At 72.7% G+C, this 21,991-nt stretch carries 20 protein-coding genes and 1 tRNA gene; 7 read left to right on the top strand and 14 right to left on the bottom strand.

What is annotated here, in order from left to right; translation table 11 throughout:
- Positions 1-23: 23 nt before the first annotated feature.
- From ACIA6T_RS10965 to ACIA6T_RS10945, 5 genes are all read right to left on the bottom strand, one after another.
- Positions 24-1,490: a peptidoglycan D,D-transpeptidase FtsI family protein gene (locus ACIA6T_RS10965; protein WP_399446238.1), complete on the bottom strand. Its 1,467-nt coding sequence runs from the start codon at positions 1,488-1,490 to the stop codon at positions 24-26.
- The gene (locus ACIA6T_RS10960) at positions 1,487-2,935 is read right to left on the bottom strand and encodes an FtsW/RodA/SpoVE family cell cycle protein (RefSeq protein WP_399446237.1); all 1,449 of its coding nucleotides are present in this window, start codon (positions 2,933-2,935) and stop codon (positions 1,487-1,489) included. Before ACIA6T_RS10960 ends, ACIA6T_RS10965 begins: the two co-directional genes overlap by 4 nt.
- Before the next feature lie 27 nt (positions 2,936-2,962).
- Positions 2,963-4,504: a Stp1/IreP family PP2C-type Ser/Thr phosphatase gene (locus ACIA6T_RS10955; protein ID WP_399446236.1), complete on the bottom strand. Its 1,542-nt coding sequence runs from the start codon at positions 4,502-4,504 to the stop codon at positions 2,963-2,965.
- A gap of 141 nt (positions 4,505-4,645) precedes the next feature.
- Positions 4,646-5,158: an FHA domain-containing protein gene (locus ACIA6T_RS10950; protein ID WP_073933299.1), complete on the bottom strand. Its 513-nt coding sequence runs from the start codon at positions 5,156-5,158 to the stop codon at positions 4,646-4,648.
- A gap of 10 nt (positions 5,159-5,168) precedes the next feature.
- A complete protein-coding gene (locus tag ACIA6T_RS10945) occupies positions 5,169-6,026 on the bottom strand; it encodes an FhaA domain-containing protein (RefSeq protein WP_399446235.1) in 858 nt (285 codons plus the stop codon).
- Positions 6,027-6,530: 504 nt separating this feature from the next.
- Here ACIA6T_RS10945 and ACIA6T_RS10940 point away from each other — a divergent pair.
- Positions 6,531-6,614 (top strand) — tRNA-Leu (locus tag ACIA6T_RS10940).
- 259 nt (positions 6,615-6,873) lie between these two features.
- On the opposite strand, the gene ACIA6T_RS10935 is transcribed toward ACIA6T_RS10940, so the two are convergent.
- Positions 6,874-9,318, bottom strand: a complete 2,445-nt coding sequence (locus ACIA6T_RS10935; protein WP_399446234.1) for an FtsX-like permease family protein — start codon at positions 9,316-9,318, stop codon at positions 6,874-6,876.
- Positions 9,312-10,058 carry an ABC transporter ATP-binding protein gene (locus ACIA6T_RS10930; protein ID WP_399446233.1) on the bottom strand — a complete coding sequence of 249 codons (747 nt, stop codon included), beginning with the start codon at positions 10,056-10,058 and terminating at the stop codon, positions 9,312-9,314. Before ACIA6T_RS10930 ends, ACIA6T_RS10935 begins: the two co-directional genes overlap by 7 nt.
- A 207-nt stretch (positions 10,059-10,265) precedes the next feature.
- On the opposite strand from ACIA6T_RS10930, the gene ACIA6T_RS10925 reads away from it, so the two are divergent.
- Both ACIA6T_RS10925 and ACIA6T_RS10920 read left to right on the top strand, forming a co-directional pair.
- A complete protein-coding gene (locus ACIA6T_RS10925) occupies positions 10,266-11,522 on the top strand; it encodes a sensor histidine kinase (protein WP_399446417.1) in 1,257 nt (418 codons plus the stop codon).
- A gap of 23 nt (positions 11,523-11,545) precedes the next feature.
- Positions 11,546-12,178 carry a response regulator gene (locus tag ACIA6T_RS10920; RefSeq protein WP_399446415.1) on the top strand — a complete coding sequence of 211 codons (633 nt, stop codon included), beginning with the start codon at positions 11,546-11,548 and terminating at the stop codon, positions 12,176-12,178.
- Here ACIA6T_RS10920 and ACIA6T_RS10915 read toward each other — a convergent pair.
- Both ACIA6T_RS10915 and ACIA6T_RS10910 read right to left on the bottom strand, forming a co-directional pair.
- Positions 12,163-13,149 (bottom strand): NAD-dependent epimerase/dehydratase family protein, encoded by a 987-nt coding sequence (locus ACIA6T_RS10915; protein WP_399446232.1) that lies wholly within the window; start codon positions 13,147-13,149, stop codon positions 12,163-12,165. The genes ACIA6T_RS10920 and ACIA6T_RS10915 overlap by 16 nt on opposite strands.
- Positions 13,146-14,105: a ScbA/BarX family gamma-butyrolactone biosynthesis protein gene (locus tag ACIA6T_RS10910; protein WP_399446231.1), complete on the bottom strand. Its 960-nt coding sequence runs from the start codon at positions 14,103-14,105 to the stop codon at positions 13,146-13,148. Before ACIA6T_RS10910 ends, ACIA6T_RS10915 begins: the two co-directional genes overlap by 4 nt.
- A gap of 248 nt (positions 14,106-14,353) precedes the next feature.
- Between ACIA6T_RS10910 and ACIA6T_RS10905 the strand changes: the two genes are divergently transcribed.
- From ACIA6T_RS10905 to ACIA6T_RS10890, 4 genes are all read left to right on the top strand, one after another.
- Positions 14,354-15,016 (top strand): ScbR family autoregulator-binding transcription factor, encoded by a 663-nt coding sequence (locus tag ACIA6T_RS10905; protein ID WP_399446230.1) that lies wholly within the window; start codon positions 14,354-14,356, stop codon positions 15,014-15,016.
- Positions 15,017-15,275: 259 nt separating this feature from the next.
- Positions 15,276-16,715, top strand: coding sequence for a DUF2252 domain-containing protein (locus tag ACIA6T_RS10900; protein ID WP_399446414.1), 1,440 nt, complete (start codon positions 15,276-15,278; stop codon positions 16,713-16,715).
- Between the two features lie 91 nt (positions 16,716-16,806).
- Positions 16,807-17,646 carry a J domain-containing protein gene (locus ACIA6T_RS10895; protein WP_385051153.1) on the top strand — a complete coding sequence of 280 codons (840 nt, stop codon included), beginning with the start codon at positions 16,807-16,809 and terminating at the stop codon, positions 17,644-17,646.
- 52 nt (positions 17,647-17,698) lie between these two features.
- Positions 17,699-18,028, top strand: a complete 330-nt coding sequence (locus ACIA6T_RS10890; protein ID WP_073933291.1) for a rhodanese-like domain-containing protein — start codon at positions 17,699-17,701, stop codon at positions 18,026-18,028.
- 197 nt (positions 18,029-18,225) lie between these two features.
- On the opposite strand, the gene paaE is transcribed toward ACIA6T_RS10890, so the two are convergent.
- Genes paaE through paaA form a run of 5 tightly spaced genes read right to left on the bottom strand, consistent with a single transcriptional unit; the run spans position 18,226 to position 21,848 of the window.
- Positions 18,226-19,284, bottom strand: a complete 1,059-nt coding sequence (paaE, locus tag ACIA6T_RS10885) for a 1,2-phenylacetyl-CoA epoxidase subunit PaaE (protein WP_399446229.1) — start codon at positions 19,282-19,284, stop codon at positions 18,226-18,228.
- A complete protein-coding gene (gene paaD, locus ACIA6T_RS10880; protein WP_399446228.1) occupies positions 19,284-19,826 on the bottom strand; it encodes a 1,2-phenylacetyl-CoA epoxidase subunit PaaD in 543 nt (180 codons plus the stop codon). The genes paaE and paaD overlap by 1 nt, the downstream gene beginning before the upstream one ends.
- Positions 19,820-20,554, bottom strand: coding sequence for a 1,2-phenylacetyl-CoA epoxidase subunit PaaC (gene paaC / locus ACIA6T_RS10875; RefSeq protein WP_399446227.1), 735 nt, complete (start codon positions 20,552-20,554; stop codon positions 19,820-19,822). The genes paaD and paaC overlap by 7 nt, the downstream gene beginning before the upstream one ends.
- Positions 20,551-20,838, bottom strand: a complete 288-nt coding sequence (gene paaB, locus ACIA6T_RS10870) for a 1,2-phenylacetyl-CoA epoxidase subunit PaaB (protein WP_030215302.1) — start codon at positions 20,836-20,838, stop codon at positions 20,551-20,553. The genes paaC and paaB overlap by 4 nt, the downstream gene beginning before the upstream one ends.
- The gene (paaA, locus tag ACIA6T_RS10865) at positions 20,835-21,848 is read right to left on the bottom strand and encodes a 1,2-phenylacetyl-CoA epoxidase subunit PaaA (protein WP_399446226.1); all 1,014 of its coding nucleotides are present in this window, start codon (positions 21,846-21,848) and stop codon (positions 20,835-20,837) included. Before paaA ends, paaB begins: the two co-directional genes overlap by 4 nt.
- Positions 21,849-21,991: the final 143 nt, after the last annotated feature.

Below are 21,991 nucleotides of genomic sequence, written 5' to 3'. Positions count from 1 at the left end.
ATGTGAAGCGGACGTGACGGGGGTCACTGCTTGCCCTTGAGGACCGCCTCCATGACGGCCTTGGCGATCGGTGCGGCCAGGCCGCCGCCGCTGATGTCGGCACCGGTCGCGGCACTGTCCTCGACGACGACGGCGACGGCGACCGGGGAACCCCCGTCGGTCTTGGCGTACGAGATGAACCAGGCGTAGGGCTTGCCGCTGTTGTTGACGCCGCGCTCGGCGGTACCGGTCTTGCCGCCGACGGTGACGCCGTCGATCTTGGCGTTGCCTCCGGTACCGTCCTCGACGACGGTCTCCATCATCTCCTGGATCTTCTGCGCGTTCTCCGAGGAGAGGGGCTGGGACAGCTCCTGCGGTTCGGTCGTCTCGATGGTGTCCAGGTTCGCGGCCTTGAGCTGGTCGACCATGTACGGCTTCATCAGCTTGCCGTCGTTGGCGATGGCCGCGGTGACCATGGCCATCTGGAGCGGGGTGGCGCGGTTGGAGGCCTGGCCGATGCCGGCCATGGCGTTCTGCGACCTGTTGTCCTCGGGGAAGATGCTCTCGGCGGCGCGGACGGGGGTGTCGAGCTCGGGGTTGTTGAAGCCGAACTTCTCCGCGTACTCGATCATCTTCTCGTTGCCGACCTCGTGGCTGAGCTTGCCGAAGACGCTGTTGCAGGAGTACTGGAGGGCCACGCGCAGGGTGGCGTTCTCACAGGGGATGTTCCCGTGGTTCCGCAGGGGCGTGGTGGTGTCCGGCATGATCCACGGCTCAGGAGTGTCGGTCTTGGCGTCGATGTCGTCGACCAGGCCCTCCTCCAGCGCCGCCGCGGCGGTGAGCACCTTGAAGGTGGAGCCCGGCGAGTAGGTCTCGCGCAGTGCCCGGTTCAGCATCGGGTCGTCGGGGTTGTTCGCCTTCTGGACTTCCTGCCAGGCCTTGGCGTCCGCGTCGGAGGTCCCGGCGAACTTCGACGGGTCGTACGACGGCGTGGAGGCCAGTGCGAGGATCTTGCCGGTCGTCGGGTCGATCGCGGCGACGGCGCCCTTCTTGTCGCCGAGGCCCTTGTACGCGGCCTTCTGCGCGGCGGCGTCGAGGGTGGTGACGACGCTGCCGCCTTCCTTCGGCTTGCCCGTGATCATGTCGAGGGTGTTGCGGAAGAAGAGCCGGTCGTCGTTGCCGGTGAGGATGCCGTCCTCCAGCTTCTCCAGCTGGTTGGCGCCGAAGGCCTGCGAGGAGTAGCCGGTGACCGGCGCCCACATGGCACCGTCGGTCCAGGTGCGCTTGAACTTGTAGTCGCCGCTCTTGGACTCGACGGACCCGGTGATGGCCTTGCCGTCGACGATGATGTTGCCGCGCGGAGTGGCGTAGCGCTCGATGTTGACGCGGCGGTTCTCGTCGTCGGAGGCCAGCTTGTCGGCCTGGGCGTACTGCAGCCAGTTGCCCCGGACGAGCAGGGCGAGGATGAGGAGGCCGCAGAAGATCGCGACCCGGCGCAGGGGCTTGTTCACGGGCGGACCACCTGGGTCATCTCGGCGTCGGGGTTGGTGGCGGGGGCGGGCGCCGGGCGGCGGGCGGTGTCGCTGATCCTGAGCAGGATGCCGATCAGTGCCCAGTTGGCGATGACGGAGGAACCGCCGTACGCCAGGAAGGGCATCGTCATACCGGTCAGCGGGATCAGGCCCATGACGCCGCCGGCCACGACGAAGACCTGGAGCGCGAAGGCGCCGGACAGGCCGATGGCGAGCAGCTTGCCGAACGGGTCGCGGGCGGCGAGGGAGGTGCGTACGCCGCGTTCCACGATCAGCGCGTAGAGCAGGATCAGTGCCATGACGCCGGCCAGGCCGATCTCCTCGCCGAAGGTGGCGAGGATGAAGTCGGAGTTGGCGGCGAAGCCGATGAGGTCGGAGTGGCCCTGGCCCCAGCCGCTGCCGAGGGTGCCGCCGGAGCCGAAGGCCCACAGGGCCTGCATGGCCTGCTCGGAGTGGACGATGCCGTCCTGGACCCCGGCGCGGCTGAGCTCGAACTCGTGCATCGGGTCGAGCCAGGCCTGCACGCGGGTCTGGATGTGCGACTCGAAGCTCGCCACGCCGACGGCACCGACCGCGGACATCAGCAGGCCGAACACGATCCAGCTGGTCCGCTCGGTGGCGACGTACAGCATGATCACGAACATGCCGAAGAACAGCAGCGAGGTGCCGAGGTCGGTCTCGAAGACCAGGATCAGGATGGAGATGATCCAGACGACGATGATCGGGCCGAGGTCACGGCCGCGGGGCAGGTAGAGCCCCATGAAGCGGCGGCTGGCGAGGGCCAGGGCGTCGCGTTTGACCATGAGGTAGCCCGCGAAGAAGACCGCGAGGACGATCTTGGCGAACTCGCCGGGCTGGAGGGTGCCGAGACCGGGGATCTTGATCCAGATCTTGGCGCCGTAGACGTTGTGGCCGAGACCCGGGACCAGCGGCAGGAGCAGCAGGATCAGCGCGCCGGCCATGGAGATGTAGGTGTAGCGCTGCAGGACGCGGTGGTCCTTGAGAAAGAACAGTACGACCATGAACAGGGCGACACCGAGCGCGGAGTACATCAGCTGGCGCGGCGCCGCCTCGACGAACGTGCTGCTCGCCTGTAGTCGCTTCGACTGGTCCAGGCGCCAGATGGCGACCAGGCCGATGCCGTTCAGCAGGGTGGCCAGCGGCAGCAGCAGCGGGTCCGCGTACGGGGCGAACTTCCGTACGGCGAGGTGGCCGACGCCCGCCATCAGGCCGAGGCCCAGGCCGTAGCTCAGCAGCCCGGCGGGCACCTCGTCGTTGAGGGCCAGACCCACGTTGGCGTAGGCGAAGACCGGGATGACGACGGCGAACACCAGGAGCGCCAGCTCGGTGTTGCGGCGGCTGGGCGCTCCGATCGCGCCGATCGTGGACGTGTGCTGCGTCGACGGGTTGGTAGTACTGCTCATCGTGTGACAGGGCCTCTCACGGCTTGCCTACTGCTTACCGCACAGGGAGACGACCTTCTGCTCCTCCTCCGAGAGGCTGGGGCCGGGGCTGGAAGTGGGTGCGGTCGTGGACGGGGGCGTGGACTGCTCCGGGGCCTTAGCCGAACCCGAGGGGTTCGGCGTCGGCGAGGCCTTGGACGTGAAGGAGGCGGGTGTGGTTCCCGTGGTGCCTCCGGCCTCGCCCTCGCCGGTCTTCGCGTTCTTCTCGCTCTCGGCGGAACGCCGCTCGGCCTGCTTCTTGCACGCGGAGGCCTGTACCGACAGTTCCTCGATCTTCGCGCGGGCGCCGTAGAGGTCGCCTTCGGCGATGGTCGCCTCGACCAGCTTCTGCTGGTAGGGCGGCAGGTACTTGAGTTCGATCTCGGGATGGTCCTTCTCGATCTCCGAGAGGGAGACCCAGGCCAGGTCCTGGCTGATGCCCTGGTACAGGGCGACGTGTTCGCCGTTGGTGCCGACGTAGTACTGCGTCTGGGTCCAGCGCCAGCCGCCGTACAGGCCGCCGCCGAGGACGGCGAGCGCGAGCAGGCTGTAGACGGACCGCTTGAGCCACCGGCGGTTCTTGCCGGGCTTGACGAAGTCGTCGTCGCCGTAGGCGAAGCCGTCGGTGGGGATGAAGCCGGTGATGTCGCCGCTGCCGGGCGGGCCGAACTCGCCCCCGCCGCCCTCTCCGCGCCGCCTGCCGAGACCGGAGGCGCGGCCGGCGGGGGTCTGCATGATGCCGTTGTCGGAGAGCTGGTTCTGGTTCTCGGCCACGGCGCCGACCACGACCGGGGTGTCGGAGAGCTGCCCGGCGAGGGTGTCGCCGGTGTCGAGGTCCAGGACGTCGGCGACGATCACGGTGATGTTGTCGGGGCCGCCGCCGCGCAGGGCCAGCTCGATCAGGTTCTGGACGGTCTCCTCGGGGCCCTGGTAGCTGGCCAGGGCCTCCTCGAGGGTCTGGTGGGAGACCACGCCGGACAGGCCGTCGGAGCAGATCAGGTACCGGTCGCCGGCCCGGACCTCGCGGATGGAGAGGTCGGGTTCGACGTGCTCGCCGCTGCCGAGGGCCCGCATCAGCAGGGAGCGCTGCGGATGGGTGGTGGCCTCCTCCTCGGTGATCCGGCCCTCGTCGACCAGACGCTGCACCCAGGTGTGGTCCTGGGTGATCTGGGTGAGGACGCCGTCGCGCAGGAGGTAGGCGCGGGAGTCGCCGACGTGCACCATGCCGAGGCGCTGACCGGTCCACAGCAGGGCGGTCAGGGTGGTGCCCATGCCTTCGAGCTGGGGGTCCTCCTCGACCATCATGCGCAGCTGGTCGTTGGCCCGCTGGACGGCGGTGCCGAGCGAGGTGAGCACGTCGGAACCGGGGACGTCGTCGTCGAGGGCGACGATGGTGGAGATCGCCTCGGAGGAGGCGACCTCACCGGCGGCGGCGCCGCCCATGCCGTCGGCGATGGCCAGCAGGCGCGGACCGGCGTAACCGGAGTCCTCGTTGCCTTCCCGGATCATGCCCTTGTGCGATCCGGCGGCGAAGCGCAGAGACAGACTCATGCGCACCTCGCCCGTCGGCTCCGGGTACAGCCGGTCGTGTCGAGCCACACTGCCCACCCTCCGGTCGGGAGCGCGCCGGGCCCCTGGTCGGGGACCCCCACTGCGTGCTCGCTCCGCTCGCGCTCATTCATTGGTGTAGCACTACTTCCGCAGCTCGATGACGGTCTTGCCGATGCGGATCGGTGCGCCCAGCGAAATCGGTGTGGGGGTCGTCAGCCGGGTCCGGTCCAGGTAGGTGCCGTTGGTGGAGCCCAGGTCCTCGACGATCCACTGACCGTCGCGGTCCGGGTAGATCCTGGCATGGCGGCTGGAGGCGTAGTCGTCGTCCAGCACGATCGTGCTGTCGTGCGCCCGGCCCAGGGTGATGGTCTGGCCCTGGAGGGCGACGGTGGTGCCGGTGAGGGTTCCTTCGGTCACGACCAGCTTGGTGGGGGTGTTCCGGCCGCGGCGGCCACCGCCGCCGGACTGCTGGCGCTGCTGCGGAGGCGCCTGGCGTGCGGCCTGCTGCGGCCGGCCGGCGTCCCGCCGTGATCCGCGCTGGGTGACGCGAGTGCCGAACAGGTCACTCCGGATGACCTGCACGGCCACGATCACGAACAGCCACAGTACGGCCAGGAACCCCAGCCGCATGACCGTGAGGGTCAGCTCTGACATTGCCCCCGCTTCACCCTTCGGCTTGCCTATAGATAACGGTGGTGCTGCCCACGACGATCCGCGAGCCGTCGCGGAGCGTAGCGCGGGTGGTGTGCTGCCCGTCCACCACGATGCCGTTGGTGGATCCGAGATCCTGGATCGTCGAGGGCGTTCCGGTCCGGATCTCGCAGTGCCGGCGGGAGACGCCGGGGTCGTCGATCCGTACGTCGGCTTCGGTGCTGCGGCCCATCACGAGGGTGGCGCGGGAGATCTGGTGGCGGGTGCCGTTGATCTCGATCCAGTAGCGGGTGCGTCCGCCGGCCGCGGGGGCGGCGGGCCGCTGGCCGCCCGCGGGCTGCGGGTAGCCGTAACCGCCACCGCCGGGCCTGCCGCCGGGCGGCGGCGCGGCCGGCATGGGCGGTGCGCCCGCGGGGCCGGCCGACGGGTGGCCGTAGCCGCCGGGGCGGCCGGCCGGCGGTGCGCCGCCGGGAGCGCCGGGGGCCTGGCCGGCGGAGGAGGAGGCGAGCGTGCGGCTGCGGACCCGGTACAGGCCGGTGTCGAGGTCGTCCGCCTTCTCCAGGTGCACCTTGATGGGCCCCATGAAGGTGTAGCGCTGCTGCTTGGCGTAGTCGCGCACCATGCCGGCGAGCTCGTCGCCGAGCTGGCCGGAGTACGGGCTGAGCCGCTCGAAGTCCGGGGTGCTCAGTTCGACGATGAAGTCGTTGGGTACGACGGTGCGGTCGCGGTTCCAGATGGTGGCGTTGTTGTCGCACTCCCGCTGGAGCGCTCCCGCGATCTCCACGGGCTGCACCTCGGACTTGAACACCTTGGCGAAGGTGCCGTTGACCAGACCTTCGAGACGCTGCTCGAACTTCTTCAGGACTCCCATGGGGCACCTCCTCCGTAGCTGCCGTCCTGTGTACTGCCCGGCGCACCGTTTCGTGCACCGCCTACCTGGTACTGCTTACTGATCGTATCCACGCGCCGGTCGATCGGCTGGTTCCCCCTGTCGGCCCGGTCGACGGGTGTCGACGCCTGACGAAGTTCCCTCCGGAACCCCTCTTCGAACTCCTTCGGCCGTGCTCGTGCGCGTCGTTCTGCCATGGATCGTAGAGGGGGCTGCAGACCAGTGTCCCGCACCCGGCTGTGGACTCCACCCGGCTCATGGACAGACGGGGACTACCGGTACGAGGTTGATACGTGAATCAGTCGGCGTCGCGACATCGGAGCCGCGGGAAGGCCGGCCGGGACGATGCGGGCCCGTCGGGGCCGGTGGGGCGGCGGGGGCGGTCGCGGGGAAAGGGATGTGAATCCATCCCGACCAGCGTGCTAATGTTCTGGGTGTCGGAAGGCGCAAGGCCCCAAGGGGCAGGGCCCGGAAGACACACCCAATGCGCGGGTGGCGGAATAGGCAGACGCGCTGGATTCAGGTTCCAGTGCCCGCAAGGGCGTGGGGGTTCAACTCCCCCCTCGCGCACACCGTCGAAACGGGCGGCATCCATCGGATGCCGCCCGTTTCGCGTGCTCGGAGTGGGTGCTGCGGTGGGATGGCGTGTGAGGAACATCTCATGATCCTTTTCGTCGTGGAGCGGTGTGCCGGCCACCTCCGAGGCGCCCTTCCGAGGCCTCCGGGGAGACCTCGGAAGAGAGCGGGAGGGCGCCGGCGGGACCTCCGGAGCGGGCCGCGTGGGCTCACTCGCCGAGGCCCGCCGGTTCCAGTGCGGGCTACGAAGGATTCACTCGCGGACACCCGCCGACTCCAGCGCGGGCCGGCGCAGGGCGAGGGCGGCGGGGGCGACCGCGGAGGCCGTGGCGAGTACGGCGCAGGCGGCCGTGACGGCGGCGAGCGTGGACCAGGGGAGGGCGATCGTGACGGGGGCCGGGAGCAGGGCCAGTGCTCCCCACATGCCGGCCAGGTTGAGCGCGGCCACGGTCAGGCCCAGGACCGCGCCGACCGCGACCACCGCCAGCGACTCCGCGCCCACCATCCGCAGCACCTGCCACCGCGTGGCCCCGGCCAGCCGCAGGACCGCGAGGTCGCGCACCCGGTCGGAGGTCGCCATGACCATGGTGTCGGCCAGGGAGATGCCCGTGTACAGCAGGGCGATGCCGAGGACCAGCAGGAGGCCGTGACGGGTGGTGCGTTCCGTCCCGGGGGCCGTGGCGGAGAGCCACTGCTCCGAGGTGAGGACACGACCGCCGGCGGGCCGCACCGCCCGCTCCAGCCCGGCGGCCACCACGCGCGCGTCGGCGCCGTCCGCGAGGGCGACGTCCACCCGGTCCGCGCGGGCGCCCGGCGCGTTGGCCGGGGTGACGTAGACGCCGTTGTCGCCGGTGCCGGTGGCCATCACCGCGGCGATCCGCAGCGTCCGCTCCGTGCCGTCCCCGAGCCACACCCGCACGCGCTGCCCCACCGTGTGCCTCTCCCACTCCTCGTTGACGACGACCGAGCCGTCGTCGAGGTCGGTGACCTCCCCCGCGGTGAGCGGCAGCCGCGCGGTGGCCGCCAGCGCCCCGGGATCGACGGCACGGGCCTCGGACCTGATCAGCGCCACACCCTCCTCCAGGACGTACACCGCGCTCGGCGCGCTCGCCGACACCCGCGCGCCGGGCACCGCGCGCAGCCGGTCCAGCGTCCGCGCGTCGAGGGCCCCGTCATCCGCGGCCGTGACGACGAACGCCGCGGTGGTCCGCTCCCGCGCCTCGGCGGCCCCGGCCCGGTCCAGGGTGGCGGTGGCGCCGAGCAACGAGCCCGCGAGGGCGACCGTGACCAGCACGGGCGCCGCGACCGCGGCCGTACGGCGCACCCCGGCGGACGCGTTCTCACGCACCAGCATGCCGATCACCCCCGGCAGCCAGGTCAGCAGCCTCGTGAGCGGGCGTACGACGAGTGGGGCGAGCAGCGCGGCGGCGGTGATCAGCAGCATGGGCCGGCTGACGTAGGTCTTGCGGTGCAGCAGGTCGCCCGGATCGCCGAGCAGCGCCATGGCGAGCGTCACCCCGGCGGTCAGCAGCAGAGCCGTGCCGCACAGCCACCGCCCCCGCGTCAGGGCCCCGCTGTCGGCGGACACCTCGCGCAGCGCCTGGACGGGGCCCGTGCGCCCCGCCCGCCAGGAGGCCACGACGACACCGCTCAGGGCGACGAGCAGCCCCGTCCAGAACGCCACGTGGTACGGCCAGTCCGCGTCGCCGATCGTGAACCAGCCCGGTGCCAGCTCCACGTCGACCACCCACGCGGCCAGCGAGGGCGCCGCGTACCCGCCGAGCGCGCAGCCGGCGGCCGAGGCGAGCGCCCCGACCAGCAGGGCCTCTGCGGCCACCATGCGCCGTATCTGCCCCGGTGTGGCCCCCGCGGTGCGCAGCAGCCCGAACTCCCGGCGCCGCCGGTCGACCGCGAAGGCGAAGGTGGACGCCACCACGAACACCGAGACGAAGGCGGATACCCCGCCCGCCGTGCCGAACAGGGCGTTCACCGCGGTCAGCGCCTCGCTGTCCCGCCCGGGATCCGCGTCGGCGTACCGGAGGCCGTCCCCGGTGAGGACCCGGACGCCCTCGGCTCCGCGCACCGCTTCCCGTACGGCCGCCGGGTCGGCGTCCACGACCAGCTGGACGACGGCCGGGGACAGCTCGGCGGCGCGCGCGTCGGTGTGGAAGACGGCGTGCTCGAAGCCGCGGCCGGCCACGGTGCCCACGACCCGCACGGTGCCGTGGTCCGTGCGCACCCGCGCGCCGGGCCGCGTCCAGTCGCCGCTGACGACGACCTCGTCGGCCGCGCGGGGCGCACGGCCCGCCTCGATGGCGTACGGGGCGAACGCGGCGGTGGACCAGGGGTGGCCGGTCAGCTCGCCGGGAGCGCCCGCCGCGCGGACGGGATAGGAGCGGTCCTCGACGACCGTGCCGAGCCGGCGCAGCTTTGTGACGGTCGCCGCCGGCACCGCGCGCGGGTGGACCAGTTCCTCGGTCCTCTCGCCGTTCGGTGTCGGTACGCGCAGGGTGTCCGCGCCCTTGACCACGACCGGGGCGGCGGCGAACCGCTCCGGCTCCCGCGCGGGAGCGTCCAGGGAGGAGGCGAGGGCGAGTCCCATGACGGTGAGGAGGGCCACGCCCAGCGCGAGGGCGGTGAAGCTGCCGGCGAAGGTGGTCCACCGGGCGCGCAGGGTGCGCAGGGCGAGGCTCAGCACGGCGTGGCCTCCAGCCCGGTCATCCGCGCGGCGACGGTGTCGGCGCCCGCGCCGGTCAGCTCGCCGTGGACGCGGCCGTCGACCAGGAAGACCACGCGGTCGGCACGGGCGGCGGCCACCGGGTCGTGGGTCACCATGACGACCGTCTGCCCCTCGCGGTCCACCATGCCGCGCAGCAGCGTGAGCACCTCGTGCCCGGTGCGGGAGTCCAGCGCGCCGGTCGGTTCGTCGGCGAACAGCACCTCGGGGCGGGTGACCAGGGCGCGGGCCAGCGCGACGCGCTGCTGCTGACCGCCGGAGAGTTCGGCGGGCCGGTGCCGGGCGCGGTCACCGAGACCGACCTGGTGGAGCGCCTCACGGATCCGGGCCCGCGGCACGCGCCGGCCGGCCAGCCGCAGCGGGAGGGCGACGTTCTGCTCGGCGGTCAGCGCCGGCAGCAGGTTGAACGCCTGGAAGACGAAGCCGACGCGCTCGCGGCGCAGCAGGGTCAGCCGTCTCTCACCGAGCCCGGTCAGCTCGGTGCCACCGAGGGCGACCGAGCCCGAGGTGGGCCGGTCGAGCCCGGCGGCGCACTGCAGCAGCGTCGACTTGCCGGAGCCGGACGGGCCCATCACGGCGGTGAAACTCCCCCGCGGGAAGGCGAGGGAGACCTCGTCCAGCGCGCTCACCGCGCCGTCGCCCGATCCGTACCGCCGGCTCACCCGACGCAAGGTGATCGCGTCGCCGTTCCTCTGGCTCATGTGCCCCGCTCCCCATGTCCGGCCCGGCCGTTCCGGGCTGCTCGCCTGCGACCACGAAACCGTCCGGGAGCCGGTCGGCGCAGTGCGGCAGGGGCGAGAAAAGGGGTAGGGCCAGGCATACCCCGAAGCCTCCACCCAGGCCGATGGCCCCGGACGGAGACGGCTTCTACCGTGATCCGCATGCAGCCTCGAAATTCCTGGCAGGCCATGTCCCGTCCCGGCTACGCGCTGTCGGTGTGGCCGTGGCGCTCGGCCGGATATCTGTTCACCGGCGCGGTGACCGGCGCGGTCGTGCTCGTGGGCATCGTGGTGTCGGTGGTGGCCGGCGGGGTGCTCGCGCCGGTCCTGGTGGGGCTGTTGCTGCTGCTCGGCACCGCCCTCGCGGGCATACCGGTGGCCCGGCTGGAGCGGTGGCGGCTGCGGCTGGCCGACCGTGATCCGGCACCCGACCCGCACCTGCCGCCCACCGCCCCCGGCCTGCGGGCCTGGCTGACCGCCCGGCTGCGGGAGCGGGCCACCTGGCGGGAGCTCGGGCACGCCCTGCTGTTCGCGGGCCTGCTGTGGCCGGTCGACGCCCTCGCGCTCACGACCGGCCTGCTCTTCCCGGCGGCCGTGACCGCCACCCCGTTGCTGATGGCCACGGTCGGGGACGGCGAGGAGGCGAAGGTCCTCAAACTGTGGACGGTCACCACCTGGCCGGCGGCGGCCGGTGCCGCCCTGCTCGGGATCGTCCTGCTCGCCCTGGGCTCCTACCTGCTGGGCGTCGCGGCGGGCGCCCGCGTGGGGCTGACCCGGCTGCTGATCGCCCCGCGCGAGACCGCCCTGGACGCCAGGGTGACCGAACTGACCCGGTCCCGGGTGCGGCTGGTGGAGGCCTTCGAGGCGGAGCGGCGGCGCATCGAGCGCGATCTGCACGACGGGGCCCAGCAGCGTCTGGTCGCCCTGACCATGACGCTGGGCCTGGCCCGCCTGGAGGCGCCGCCCGGACCGCTGGCCGACCGGCTCGCCAAGGCCCACGGCGAGGCGGGCCGGGCGCTCGGGGAGCTGCGGGAGCTCATCCACGGCATCCACCCCCAGGTCCTCGCCGACTACGGTCTCGAGGCCGCGGTCGCCGACGCCGCCGACCGGTCCGCCGTACCCGTGGACGTGGACCTGGACCTCACCGGCCGGCTGCCCACGCCGGTCGAGGCCGCCGCGTACTTCGTGGTGTGCGAGGCGCTCGCCAACGTCGCCCGGCACAGCGGGGCGAGCCGCGCGCGGGTGGACGGCGGACACCATGAGGGGCGGCTGCTGCTGGAGGTCCGCGACGACGGGCGGGGCGGCGCACGGGCCGGGGCGGGCAGCGGGCTGACCGGACTCGCCGACCGGGTGTCGGTGCTCGATGGCAGACTCACCCTGTCCAGTCCGGTGGGCGGACCGACCCTGCTGCGTGTGGAGATCCCTTGCGCCCCCTGCTCTCCCTGACAGACGGCCGAGCACTGCGCGTCGTGCTGGCCGAGGACAGCGTGCTGCTGCGGGAGGGTCTGATCGGCCTGCTCCAGCAGTGCGGGCACGAGGTCGTCGCGGCGGTCGGCGACGCCGAGGCGCTGATCGCCGAGGCCGGGAAACACGAACCCGACATCGTGGTGACGGACGTCCGGATGCCCCCGGGCTTCCAGGACGAGGGTCTGCGCGCGGCCGTGCGCCTGCGCACCGAGCGGCCCACGCTGCCCGTCCTCGTGCTCAGCCAGTACGTGCAGCGCCGGTACGCCTCCGACCTGCTGGACTCCGGTGACGGCACCGGCATCGGCTATCTGCTCAAGGACCGGGTCGGTCAGATCGAGGAGTTCGTGACCGCGCTGAGCCAGGTCGCGGACGGCGGCACGGTGGTCGACCCGGAGGTCGTACGGCAGTTGCTGCGCCACCGCCGTGATCCGCTGGAACGGCTGTCCCCGCGGGAGCGGGAGGTGCTGGCGTTGATAGCGGAAGGCAAGTCCAACGGCGCGATCGCCCGCGAGCTGGTGGTGTCGGAGGCCGCCGTCGGCAAGCACATCGGCAGCATCTTCACGAAGCTGGACCTGCCGTTGACGGACGAGACGCATCGGCGGGTCCTCGCGGTGCTGGCTTATCTGCGGGCGTGACCGGACACGACCGGCTGTGGCGACGTAGACCGACCGGACGGTTTTCTCACCGGCCGGTCATCGCGTACGACCGGTACCAGGGCGCCGACCGCGCGAACGTACGGGCGAACCCCTCGCCCGGTGAGCAGTCCAGGTCCTTCCAGAAGCCGTCGTCCGCGAACCAGTGGTCCACGGTGAGCATGCCCAGGTGATGCAGCGCGCGGGGACCCGGCGGCCCGGGCGCGGGCGGTGGCCACGTCCACCGAGGCGCCGCCGCCGGGCCGTTCCACCCGCTCGCACACGGACGCGAGCAGCTCCGAGGCGGGGACGGGGTCCGGATGGGCGACGTAGTGGGCACCGGGACCATGGCCGGGGGACAGTGCCGCGGCGACGACCGCCCGGCCCAGGGTGTCGACGTCGATCATCGACTGGAGCGCCTCGCAGCCGGACACGGTCGCGGACAACTCCCGCAGCAGTCCCATCAGTCCGGGGATCATCCAGCGGTCGCCCTCGCCGTGCACCAGGTGCGGGCGCAGTACCAGGCCGCCCGCGTCGAGGACATGCCGTTCGGCCGCCGCGCGGGTGCGGCTGTCGGCGGAGGCGGGCGCGACAGGGGCCTCGCCGGGCCGTACGCCCCGGAAGGGGCCCCGGCCGTGGACGGCGGCGGTGCTCACGTACACGATCCGGCGCACCCCGCTCCGTACGGCCTCCTCCACCAGGGCCTTCGTGCCGAGGTCGTTGACCGCGGCGACGGACTCCGGGTCACCGCTCACACGGGAGGCGCAGTGGACGAGGACGTCGACGCCGGCGCAAGTGCCGTGCAGGGTGCGCGGGTCGGCGAGATCACCGGGCACCGTCCAGGAGCCCGGCCGCTCGGACGGCGTACGGCGGGACAGCGACCGGACGCGGACCTCGGGGCGTTCGAGGGCCGCCGCCGCGACCCGGCCGCCGACGAAGCCCGTCGCGCCGGTGATCAGGAGGTCGACGGTCACGGCAGTGACCGTACCGGGGCCGTGGGCGCGCAGGTGAGGGTGGCGGCGAAGACGGGCCGGCCGTCCTGTGTGCCCGACACCCGCACCGTCACCTCGTCCTCGCCCTTGTCGAGCACTTCGGTGTCGAGCCGGCAGGGGCTGTCCAGTTCGGCGTAGTGACTGAAGGAGACGGACAGTTCGGACGGCAGGAAGGGCAGCCGGCCCGACGCCGCGGTCGCGGCCTGGCGGGCCGCCTCGAACAGGACCATGCCGGGGACGTGGTCGTTGGGACGCGGGAAGAGGACCGGGTGCTCGGTGTGTGCGCGCAGCAGCCAGGACCCGGGCCGGTCCGCGGGGGCGAGGACGACGTCCTCCGCGCGGTGACGGCCCACCAGTTCGGGCGACACCGGTTCCGGCAGCGGTATTCGGGCTCTCCGGGCGGCCAGTTGGCGTTCCCGCAGGCGGCGGTAGGCGGCCGGGGAGGTGCAGCCGGTGCTGCCGGTGCCCCGGGCGACGAGGCGTCCCGCGCGGCGGAACTCCATCGTCGTGCGCATGCCGTTCAGGCCCCGGCCCCGGCGGCGGACCTCGGAGCAGACGACGTCGACGGTGACCGGCTCGTCGGCGTCCGCGAGCAGCAGCCGGTCAGGGTCGGTGGTCACGTCCAGGTCCCGCATGACGAAGTGGGTGTCGGCCGGGGCGCCGAACTCCGCGTGGGCGAGGGCCATCGAGGTCTGACGCAACGTTTCGCCGACGATCATCGGATCCTGGCGGAGGTCGTCGACGGGGCCGAAGAAGGCGTGGTCGGCGGGCCAGCGCGCGGTGACACGGAAGCGGACGTCCGAGAGCCGGACCCATTCGACCGGGAAGACGTCCGCCGCGCGGGGGCGGTGGGCGAGTTCGGTGGTGACGCGGGTGCGGGCACCGGGTCTGCCGGCGGTGTTTGCGGGCGGGACCCGCTGTCCGGTCTGATCCTCCATGGGGGCGCTCCAGAAATCCGGCTGCGGCATGAGGAACACCCGGGATCGGGAATCGGACCTCCGGGCGGTTCGCACTAAGATACGGACGAGTTGGTTTTTTTCCAAGGGTGATCCACACCGCCGGAGACGAGCCCACGCGCCCCGCACGACACGACAGACCGCACGGCGGCTACACGACGGCTTCACGGCAGCTTCACGATGACCGCACGGTGCGACCCACGAGATCCACCCAGATCAGGAGGCACCCGATGGCGCGACAGGAGCGCGCGATCCGCACCCGGCGGACCATCCTGGAGGCGGCGGCGGCCGTCTTCGACGAACGCGGCTACACCTCGGCGACCATCGGGGAGATCCTGGAGCGGGCCGGGGTCACCAAGGGCGCGCTGTACTTCCACTTCGGCTCCAAGGAGGAGCTGGCGCTCGGCGTGTTCGAGGAGCAGCTCGCGATCTCCCTGCCGCCCCAGTCCAGCAAGCTGCAGGAACTCGTCGACTCCGGCCTGGTGCTGGCGCTGCGGCTGCGGACCGAGCCGCTGGTGCGGGCCAGCGTCGGGCTGGCCCTGGACCAGGGGGCGCTGGGGCTGGACCGCACTCCGGCGTTCGGCATGTGGATCGACCAGACCACCCGGACCCTGGTCGAGGCCAAGGCGGGAGGCGAACTGCTGCCGCACGTCGACGCGACGGAGACGGCGGAACTGCTGGTCGCCAGCTTCTCCGGGGTGCAGCTCATGTCGCAGCTGCGCTGCCAGCGGCAGGACCTGGAGCACCGGGTCGCCGTGCTCTTCCACCACATGCTGCCGGGCGTGGCCGTTCCGGCCGTGCTGGCCCGGCTGGACATCTCCCGGGACCGCGCCGGGCGGCTGCTCGCCGAGGGGCGGCTGCCGACGGCTGGAGAGGTGGCGGAGGTCGGGTAGGGCCAGGACCTCGTACGCACCGGGTCGGATCCGGACCTCGTACGCACCGGGTCGGATCCGGACCTCGTCAGCACCGGGGCGGGTCCGGGCCCTGTCCACACCGGGTCGGGCCCGGACTTCTCCACACCGGAAGAGTTGTCCACAGGGTCTGACGTGTTTCGGCCACCGGCTGTACGGTCGGCACGATCGATGTCGACGCGTGTGTACGGCACGTATGTGTACGGGGGAGGCGGTCGCCGTGACCGAAGCCGTTGCCGGGATGTCCGGGACTCATGAGCCTGCCGGTGCGAGCGGGACCGGCGGTACGGCCCCGGTGCGGCGGCTGCCGCGGGTGCCGGGATTCGCCGAGCGGTCCGCCGGGGGCCGCCCCAAGGACGAGGGCAAGGCCCTGCGCGGTCAGGTTCCCCGCGCGGCACACGCCACCTTCGACCCGGACGCCTCCCGTCCCGGCGCCGTGAGCGCCGTCGAGGAGTCCAGCCGGGGCCGGCTGCCCGAGCTCGCACCGATCCGGGTGGGCAGGATGGCGGCGACACCGTTCGCCTTTCTGCGCGGATCGGCGGGCCTCATGGCGTACGACCTGGCCCGCACGCCGGTGACCCGGATCGGCGCCCAGATCTGCGGCGACGCCCATGCGGCGAATTTCGGCCTCTACGGCGACGCGCGCGGCGGACTGGTCATCGACCTGAACGACTTCGACGAGACGGTGCACGGCCCCTGGGAGTGGGACCTCAAGCGGCTCGCCACCTCCCTGGTGCTCGCCGGGCGCGAGGCCGGCGCGGACGAGGACACCTGCCGTGCCGTGGCCCACGACACCGTGGGCGCCTACCGCCGCACGATGCGGCTGCTGTCCAAGCTGCCGGCACTGGACGCCTGGAACGCCATCGCGGACGAGGAACTGGTCTCCCACACCGACGCCCACGACCTGCTGGGCACCCTGGAGCGGGTCTCCGAGAAGGCCCGCGCGAACACCAGCGGCCGGTTCGCGGCCAAGTCCACCGAGACGACCGGGGACGGCGGCCGCCGCTTCGTCGACGCGCCGCCGGTCCTGCGCCGCATACCGGACGGCGAGGCCGCCGCAGTGGCCGCCTCGCTGGAGCAGTACCTCGGTACGCTCCCGCCCGACCGCCACCCGCTGCTGGCCCGGCACGCGGTGCACGACGTGGCGTTCCGCGTCGTCGGCACCGGCAGCGTGGGCACCCGCTCGTACGTCGTGCTGCTCCTCGACCACCGGGGCGAGCCCCTGGTCCTCCAGGTGAAGGAGGCCCGCCCCTCGGCACTCGTGCCGCATCTGCCGACGGCCGGGTTCGACGCCCCCGAGGCCGGCCACGAGGGCAGGCGGGTGGTCCACGGCCAGAAGCGGATGCAGGTGATAAGCGACAACCTGCTGGGCTGGACGACGGTCGACGGCCGCCCCTACCAGGTGCGCCAGTTCCGCAACCGCAAGGGCAGCGTCGACCCGGCCGCGCTGGCCGCCGACCAGATCGACGACTACGCCCGCATGACCGGCGCCCTGCTGGCCCGCGCCCACTCCCACAGCGCGGACCCCCGCCGCATCGCCGGGTACTGCGGCAAGAACGACGAACTGGACGAGGCCGTGGCGGCCTTCGCCGTGGCCTACGCCGACCGCACCGAGGCCGACCACACCGACCTGGTGACCGCGGTGCGCTCGGGACGGATCGCGGCGGAGACGGGGGTGTGAGCGGGCGTCCGGGCCGGGCGCGCGCCTCTGACCGGGGAGTGCGCCGCCGCGGCGGGGTATGCCGCCCGGCCGGGTGGCCTACGCTGTCCGGGTGACGACCTCGGAAGGTGAGCAGAGTGGCGGCGCCGGCGCGGAGCGGACCCCCGGCGGTGGTGGTGCGGCGCGGCCCGAGGAGCGGCTGGAGCAGGCCGTACGCGCGGCCGAACAGGCGCTGATCGAGTTCGAGATCGCCGTGGAGACCTTCCGCGTCGAGGTCGAGAACTTCTCCCGGCTGCACGAACAGAAGCTCGGCCCGATGTACGCCCGGCTCGAGGAGCTGGACGCCCGGATCCTGGAGGCCAGGGCCGCCCGCAGCGACGACCCCGAGGACCGGCGCCGGGCCGACGAGGCGCGTGCCCGGCTGATGCCCATCCCCGGCGTCGAGGAGCTGCTCAACGGCTGGATGGACGGCGACGGCCTCTTCCCCGAGGCCACCGCCATGCTCACCGACCAGCCGGTCCGGCCCCCGCGGCGGGTGCGGCCCAGCGAGGAGGCCCGCAAGCTCTACCGCGACCTCGCCCGCAAGGCCCACCCGGACCTGGCGCAGGAGGACAAGGAACGCGCGCGCCGAGAGGAGTTCATCACCCGCGTCAACGCCGCCTACGCCCGCGGCAGCGAGGACGAGCTGCGCGAACTCGCCGAGGAGTGGGCCAAGGGACCGGAGCTGAAGCGCGTCCCGAGCGCGGGCGAGGAGCTCTACGCCCGCCTCGAATGGCTCGCCCGGCGCAAGGAAATGCTCACGCTGGTCGCCAGGGAACTGGAGGACGGCGCCATCGGCTCGATGCTCCGCCTCGCCCCGGACGACCCCGACAGGCTCCTGGAGGAGATCGCCGAGCAGCTGCGGACCCAGGTGACCGAGCGCGAGGCGGAGCTGGCGGCGTTGCTGGCCTGAGCCGGGACCCGCCCGGTCGGGTAGCGTCGGGGGCATGAGTTTTGGAGCTGGTGTGCCCACGGTCCGGGTCGCGGACATCGAGGACGGCGACTTCCTGCTGGACGTCCGCGAGGACGACGAGTGGAAGGCCGGCCACGCCGCAGGGGCGCTGCACATCCCCATCAGTGAGTTCGTGGCCCGTTACGGTGAGCTGACCGAGGCCGCCCCGCAGGACGGCCGGGTCCATGTGATCTGCCGTTCCGGCGGACGGTCGGCGCAGGTCACCATGTACCTGGCCCAGCAGGGCGTCGACGCCGTGAACGTGGACGGCGGCATGCAGGTGTGGGAGGCCGCCGGGCGCCCGGTCGTCACGGACGACGGAGCGCCGGGGCACGTCCTGTAGCACCCTTCCCGGGGACGCCCGCACGCTAGCCCGGCCCGCCGGACGCGGCCCTGCGGGCTCCCGGTGGCGCCGGCCGGCCGCAGGGCCGGCACCGGAGAGCGGCGCAGGGCGGTTGGGCCGGCACCGGAGGTGCCCCTGGAGCGGCCCCGGGGTGGCCCCCGGCCCGCGGGGGGCGGGCCGGAGCGAGCGGAGGGCTCCTACCGGTCGAAGTCCAGCTCCACCCGCTCCGTCACCGGATGTGACTGGCAGGCCAGGACATAGCCCGCCTCCGTCTCCTCCGACTCCAGCGCGAAGTTGCGGTCCATCCGCACCTCGCCCGAGACGAGGAAGGCGCGGCAGGTTCCGCACACCCCGCCCTTGCAGGCGTAGGGCGCGTCGGGCCGGTTGCGCAGCACCGTGTCCAGCAGGGACTCGCCGTCCTGGACGGGCCAGGTACCGCCGCGTCCGTCGAGCCGGGCGGTGACCGTGCTGTGCGCGAGGGCGGGCGCCGTGGTGACGGTCGCCGTACCGGCGTCCACGTGGAAGATCTCCTGGTGGACGCGGGAGCGCGCCACGCCAAGTCCGCGCAGCGCCCGCTCGGCTCCTTCGACCAGGCCGTACGGTCCGCACAGGAACCAGCCGTCCACCTGCTCCACGGGCAGCAGGGCCGGCAGCAGCCCGGTCAGCCGCTCCTGGTCCAGCCGTCCGGACGGCAGTCCCGCCTGCTGCTCCTCCCGGGAGAGCACCGTCACCAGCTGGAGCCGCTCGGGGTAGCGGTCCTTCAGGTCGGCGACCTCCTCCAGGAACATCGTCGAGGCGGCCGTCCGGTCACTGCGGATCAGGCAGAACCGGGCCCGCGGCTCGCGCGCGAGGAGGGTCGAGACGATCGACAGCACCGGTGTGATGCCGCTGCCGCCGACGATCGCCGCATACCGGCCGGGCGCGGGAGGGAGCGTGAAGCGGCCGGCCGGGGTCATCACCTCCAGCTCGTCGCCGGGGCCGATCTCCTTGAGCGCGTACGTGGAGAAGGCGCCGCCCTCGACCAGCCGCACGCCGACCCGGAGGGTGCTGGGTGCCTCGCCGTCGGGTGCGGGGGAGCAGATGGAGTAGGTGCGCCGGATGTCCTCGCCGTCCGCGACGCGCCGCAGGGCCAGGTGCTGCCCGGGGGCGTACCGGTACTCCTCGGCCAGGTGCGGGGGGACGGTGAGGGTGAGGGCGACGGAGTCGTCGGTGAGCCGGTCGACCGCGGCCACCCGGAGCCGGTGGAAGCGGGCCATCACAACTCCTTGAAGTGGTCGAACGGTTCACGGCAGGCCAGGCAGCGGCGCAGCGCCTTGCACGCGGTGGACGAGAAACGGCTGAGCAGTTCGGTCTCGGCGGAGCCGCAGTGCGGGCAGCGGACGGGCACCGGTTCGTCCTCCGGCCGGGTCGCACGGGTGCGCGTCGGGCCCAGCTCCACCCCGACCGGCCCGGAGGCCGCCCGTACGCGGGGCGGGGCGATGCCGAACTCCCGCAGTTTGCGGCGCCCTTCGTCCGTGATGTCGTCGGTCGACCAGGCGGGCGCGAGCACCCTGCGCACGGTGACCTCGCGCACCCCGTGCTCGCGCAGCACCCGCTCGATGTCCAGGCTCATCGCCTCGACGGCCGGGCAGCCGGTGTACGTGGGGGTCAGCTCGACCTCGACGGTGTCCGCACCGCGCGCGTGCACCGCGCGCACGACGCCCAGTTCGCGCAGGGTCAGTACGGGCAGTTCGGGGTCGGGCACCGAGCCGGCGAGCTCCAGGAGTTCGGCCTCCAGCGGGGTGAGGGCGGTCACCATGTCGCCCCCGGATGGCTGCGGTGCAGGTGCTGCATCTCGGCGAGCATCCGGCCGAAGGGCTCGGTGTGCAGACCCTGACGGCCCGCACCGGCGGTCCACGCTCCCGTGCGCGGGCCCTCGGGCACCGTGAGGGTGGCCCGGCGCAGCACCTCCGGGACCCACTCCAGCCAGGCCGTCTCCAGGCCGCTCCAGTCGACGTCCAGGCCCTCGACGGGCTGGAACATCTCGCCGGTGTGGCGCCACAGCGCGTCCACGGCACGCTGCGTCCGCGCGTGGCTCTCGTCCGTGCCGTCGCCGAGCCGCAGCGTCCACTGCTCGGCGTGGTCGCGGTGGTAGGCGGTCTCCTTGACCGCCTTGCCGGCCAGCGGCGCGAACGGGCCCTTCCCTGCGGCCAGTTCGCCGTAGAGGAGGTACTGGTGGGCGGAGAAGAACAGCTGGCGGGCGATGGTGTGGGCGAAGTCGCCGTTGGGCTGCTCCACCAGCTGAAGGTTGCGGAAGGCGCGTTCCTCGCGGAGATAGGCCAGCTCGTCCTCGTCGCCCACCATCGACAGCAGCACGCGGGCCTGGCCCAGCAGGTCCAGCGCGATGTTGGCGAGGGCGACCTCCTCCTCCAGCACGGGGGCGTGGCCGGCCCACTCGCCCAGGCGGTGGGAGAGCACCAGCGCGTCGTCGCCGAGGGCGAGCGCGGCCGTCGCGTGGGCGGTGTCCTCGGCGGGGGTCGTCGTCACAGGTGCCGCACCCCCTCGGGGATCTCGTAGAACGTCGGGTGCCGGTAGGGCTTGTCGGCGGCCGGTTCGAAGAACGGGTCCTTCTCGTCGGGCGAGGAGGCGGTGATCGCGGACGACGGGACGACCCAGATCGAGACGCCCTCGCCGCGCCGGGTGTACAGATCGCGGGCGTTGCGCAGGGCGAGCTCCGCGTCCGGCGCGTGCAGGCTGCCGGCGTGGGTGTGGGACAGTCCCCGGCGCGAGCGCACGAAGACCTCCCACAGGGGCCAGTCGGTGTGGGTCATGCTCGCGCAGCTCCTGTCTCGCTGTTCGTGTGCCTGGCCGCGTGGGCCGCCGCGGCCTCCCTGACCCAGGCGCCCTCCTCGTGGGCCTGCCTGCGCCGGGTCAGCCGCTGTTCGTTGCACGGGCCGTTGCCCTTGAGGACGTCCCGGAACTCGGACCAGTCGATCGCCCCGAAGTCGTGGTGTCCGCGCTCCTCGTTCCACTTCAGGTCCGGGTCGGGGAGGGTGAGGCCGAGCGACTCGGCCTGGGGGACGCAGATGTCGACGAAGCGCTGGCGCAGCTCGTCGTTGGAGTGGCGCTTGATCTTCCAGGCCATCGACTGCGCGGAGTGCTGGGACTCGTCGTCGGGCGGGCCGAACATCATCAGCGACGGCCACCACCAGCGGTCCACCGCGTCCTGCGCCATCGCGTGCTGCTCCGGGGTGCCCTTGCTGAGGGCCAGCAGCAGCTCGTAGCCCTGGCGCTGGTGGAAGGACTCCTCCTTGCAGATGCGGACCATCGCGCGCGCGTACGGGCCGTAGGAGCAGCGGCACAGGGGCACCTGGTTGGTGATCGCCGCGCCGTCCACCAGCCAGCCGATGGCGCCGACGTCCGCCCAGGTCAGCGTCGGGTAGTTGAAGATCGAGGAGTACTTCTGACGGCCGGAGTGCAGCTTGTCGAGCAGCTCGTCGCGGCTGGTGCCGAGGGTCTCGGCGGCGCTGTACAGGTACAGGCCGTGCCCGGCCTCGTCCTGCACCTTGGCCATCAGGATCGCCTTGCGGCGCAGCGAGGGCGCGCGGGTGATCCAGTTGGCCTCCGGCTGCATGCCGATGATCTCGGAGTGGGCGTGCTGGGCGATCTGCCGGACGAGCGTGGCCCGGTAGGCGTCCGGCATCCAGTCGCGCGGCTCGATCCGCTCGTCGGCGGCGACGGCCGCGTCGAAGGCGCGCTCGTAGCCGGCGGTGTCGCCGGCGCCGGCCGGTGCGTCGTACACCTGGCTGCCGGCCGTATCGCGGGCGGCTGCTGTCGCCATGAGGTCCCCCTCGACTGGATGCTTCCCGGAGCACGCTCCCGACCGATCGTTCGGTTCGTGCGATTCCATGGTGAGACGGGCGCCGCGAGGTGTCAACCGCTGTGGATAACCTGCGGGGACCACCTGTGGACAACGGGGCTCGG

It is taken from the genome of Streptomyces sp. NPDC051740 (assembly GCF_044453165.1).
GTDB lineage: Bacteria > Actinomycetota > Actinomycetes > Streptomycetales > Streptomycetaceae > Streptomyces > Streptomyces atrovirens.
Note: the sequence above shows the minus strand (reverse complement) of the source record. Positions and strands in the feature narration are given on the sequence as shown.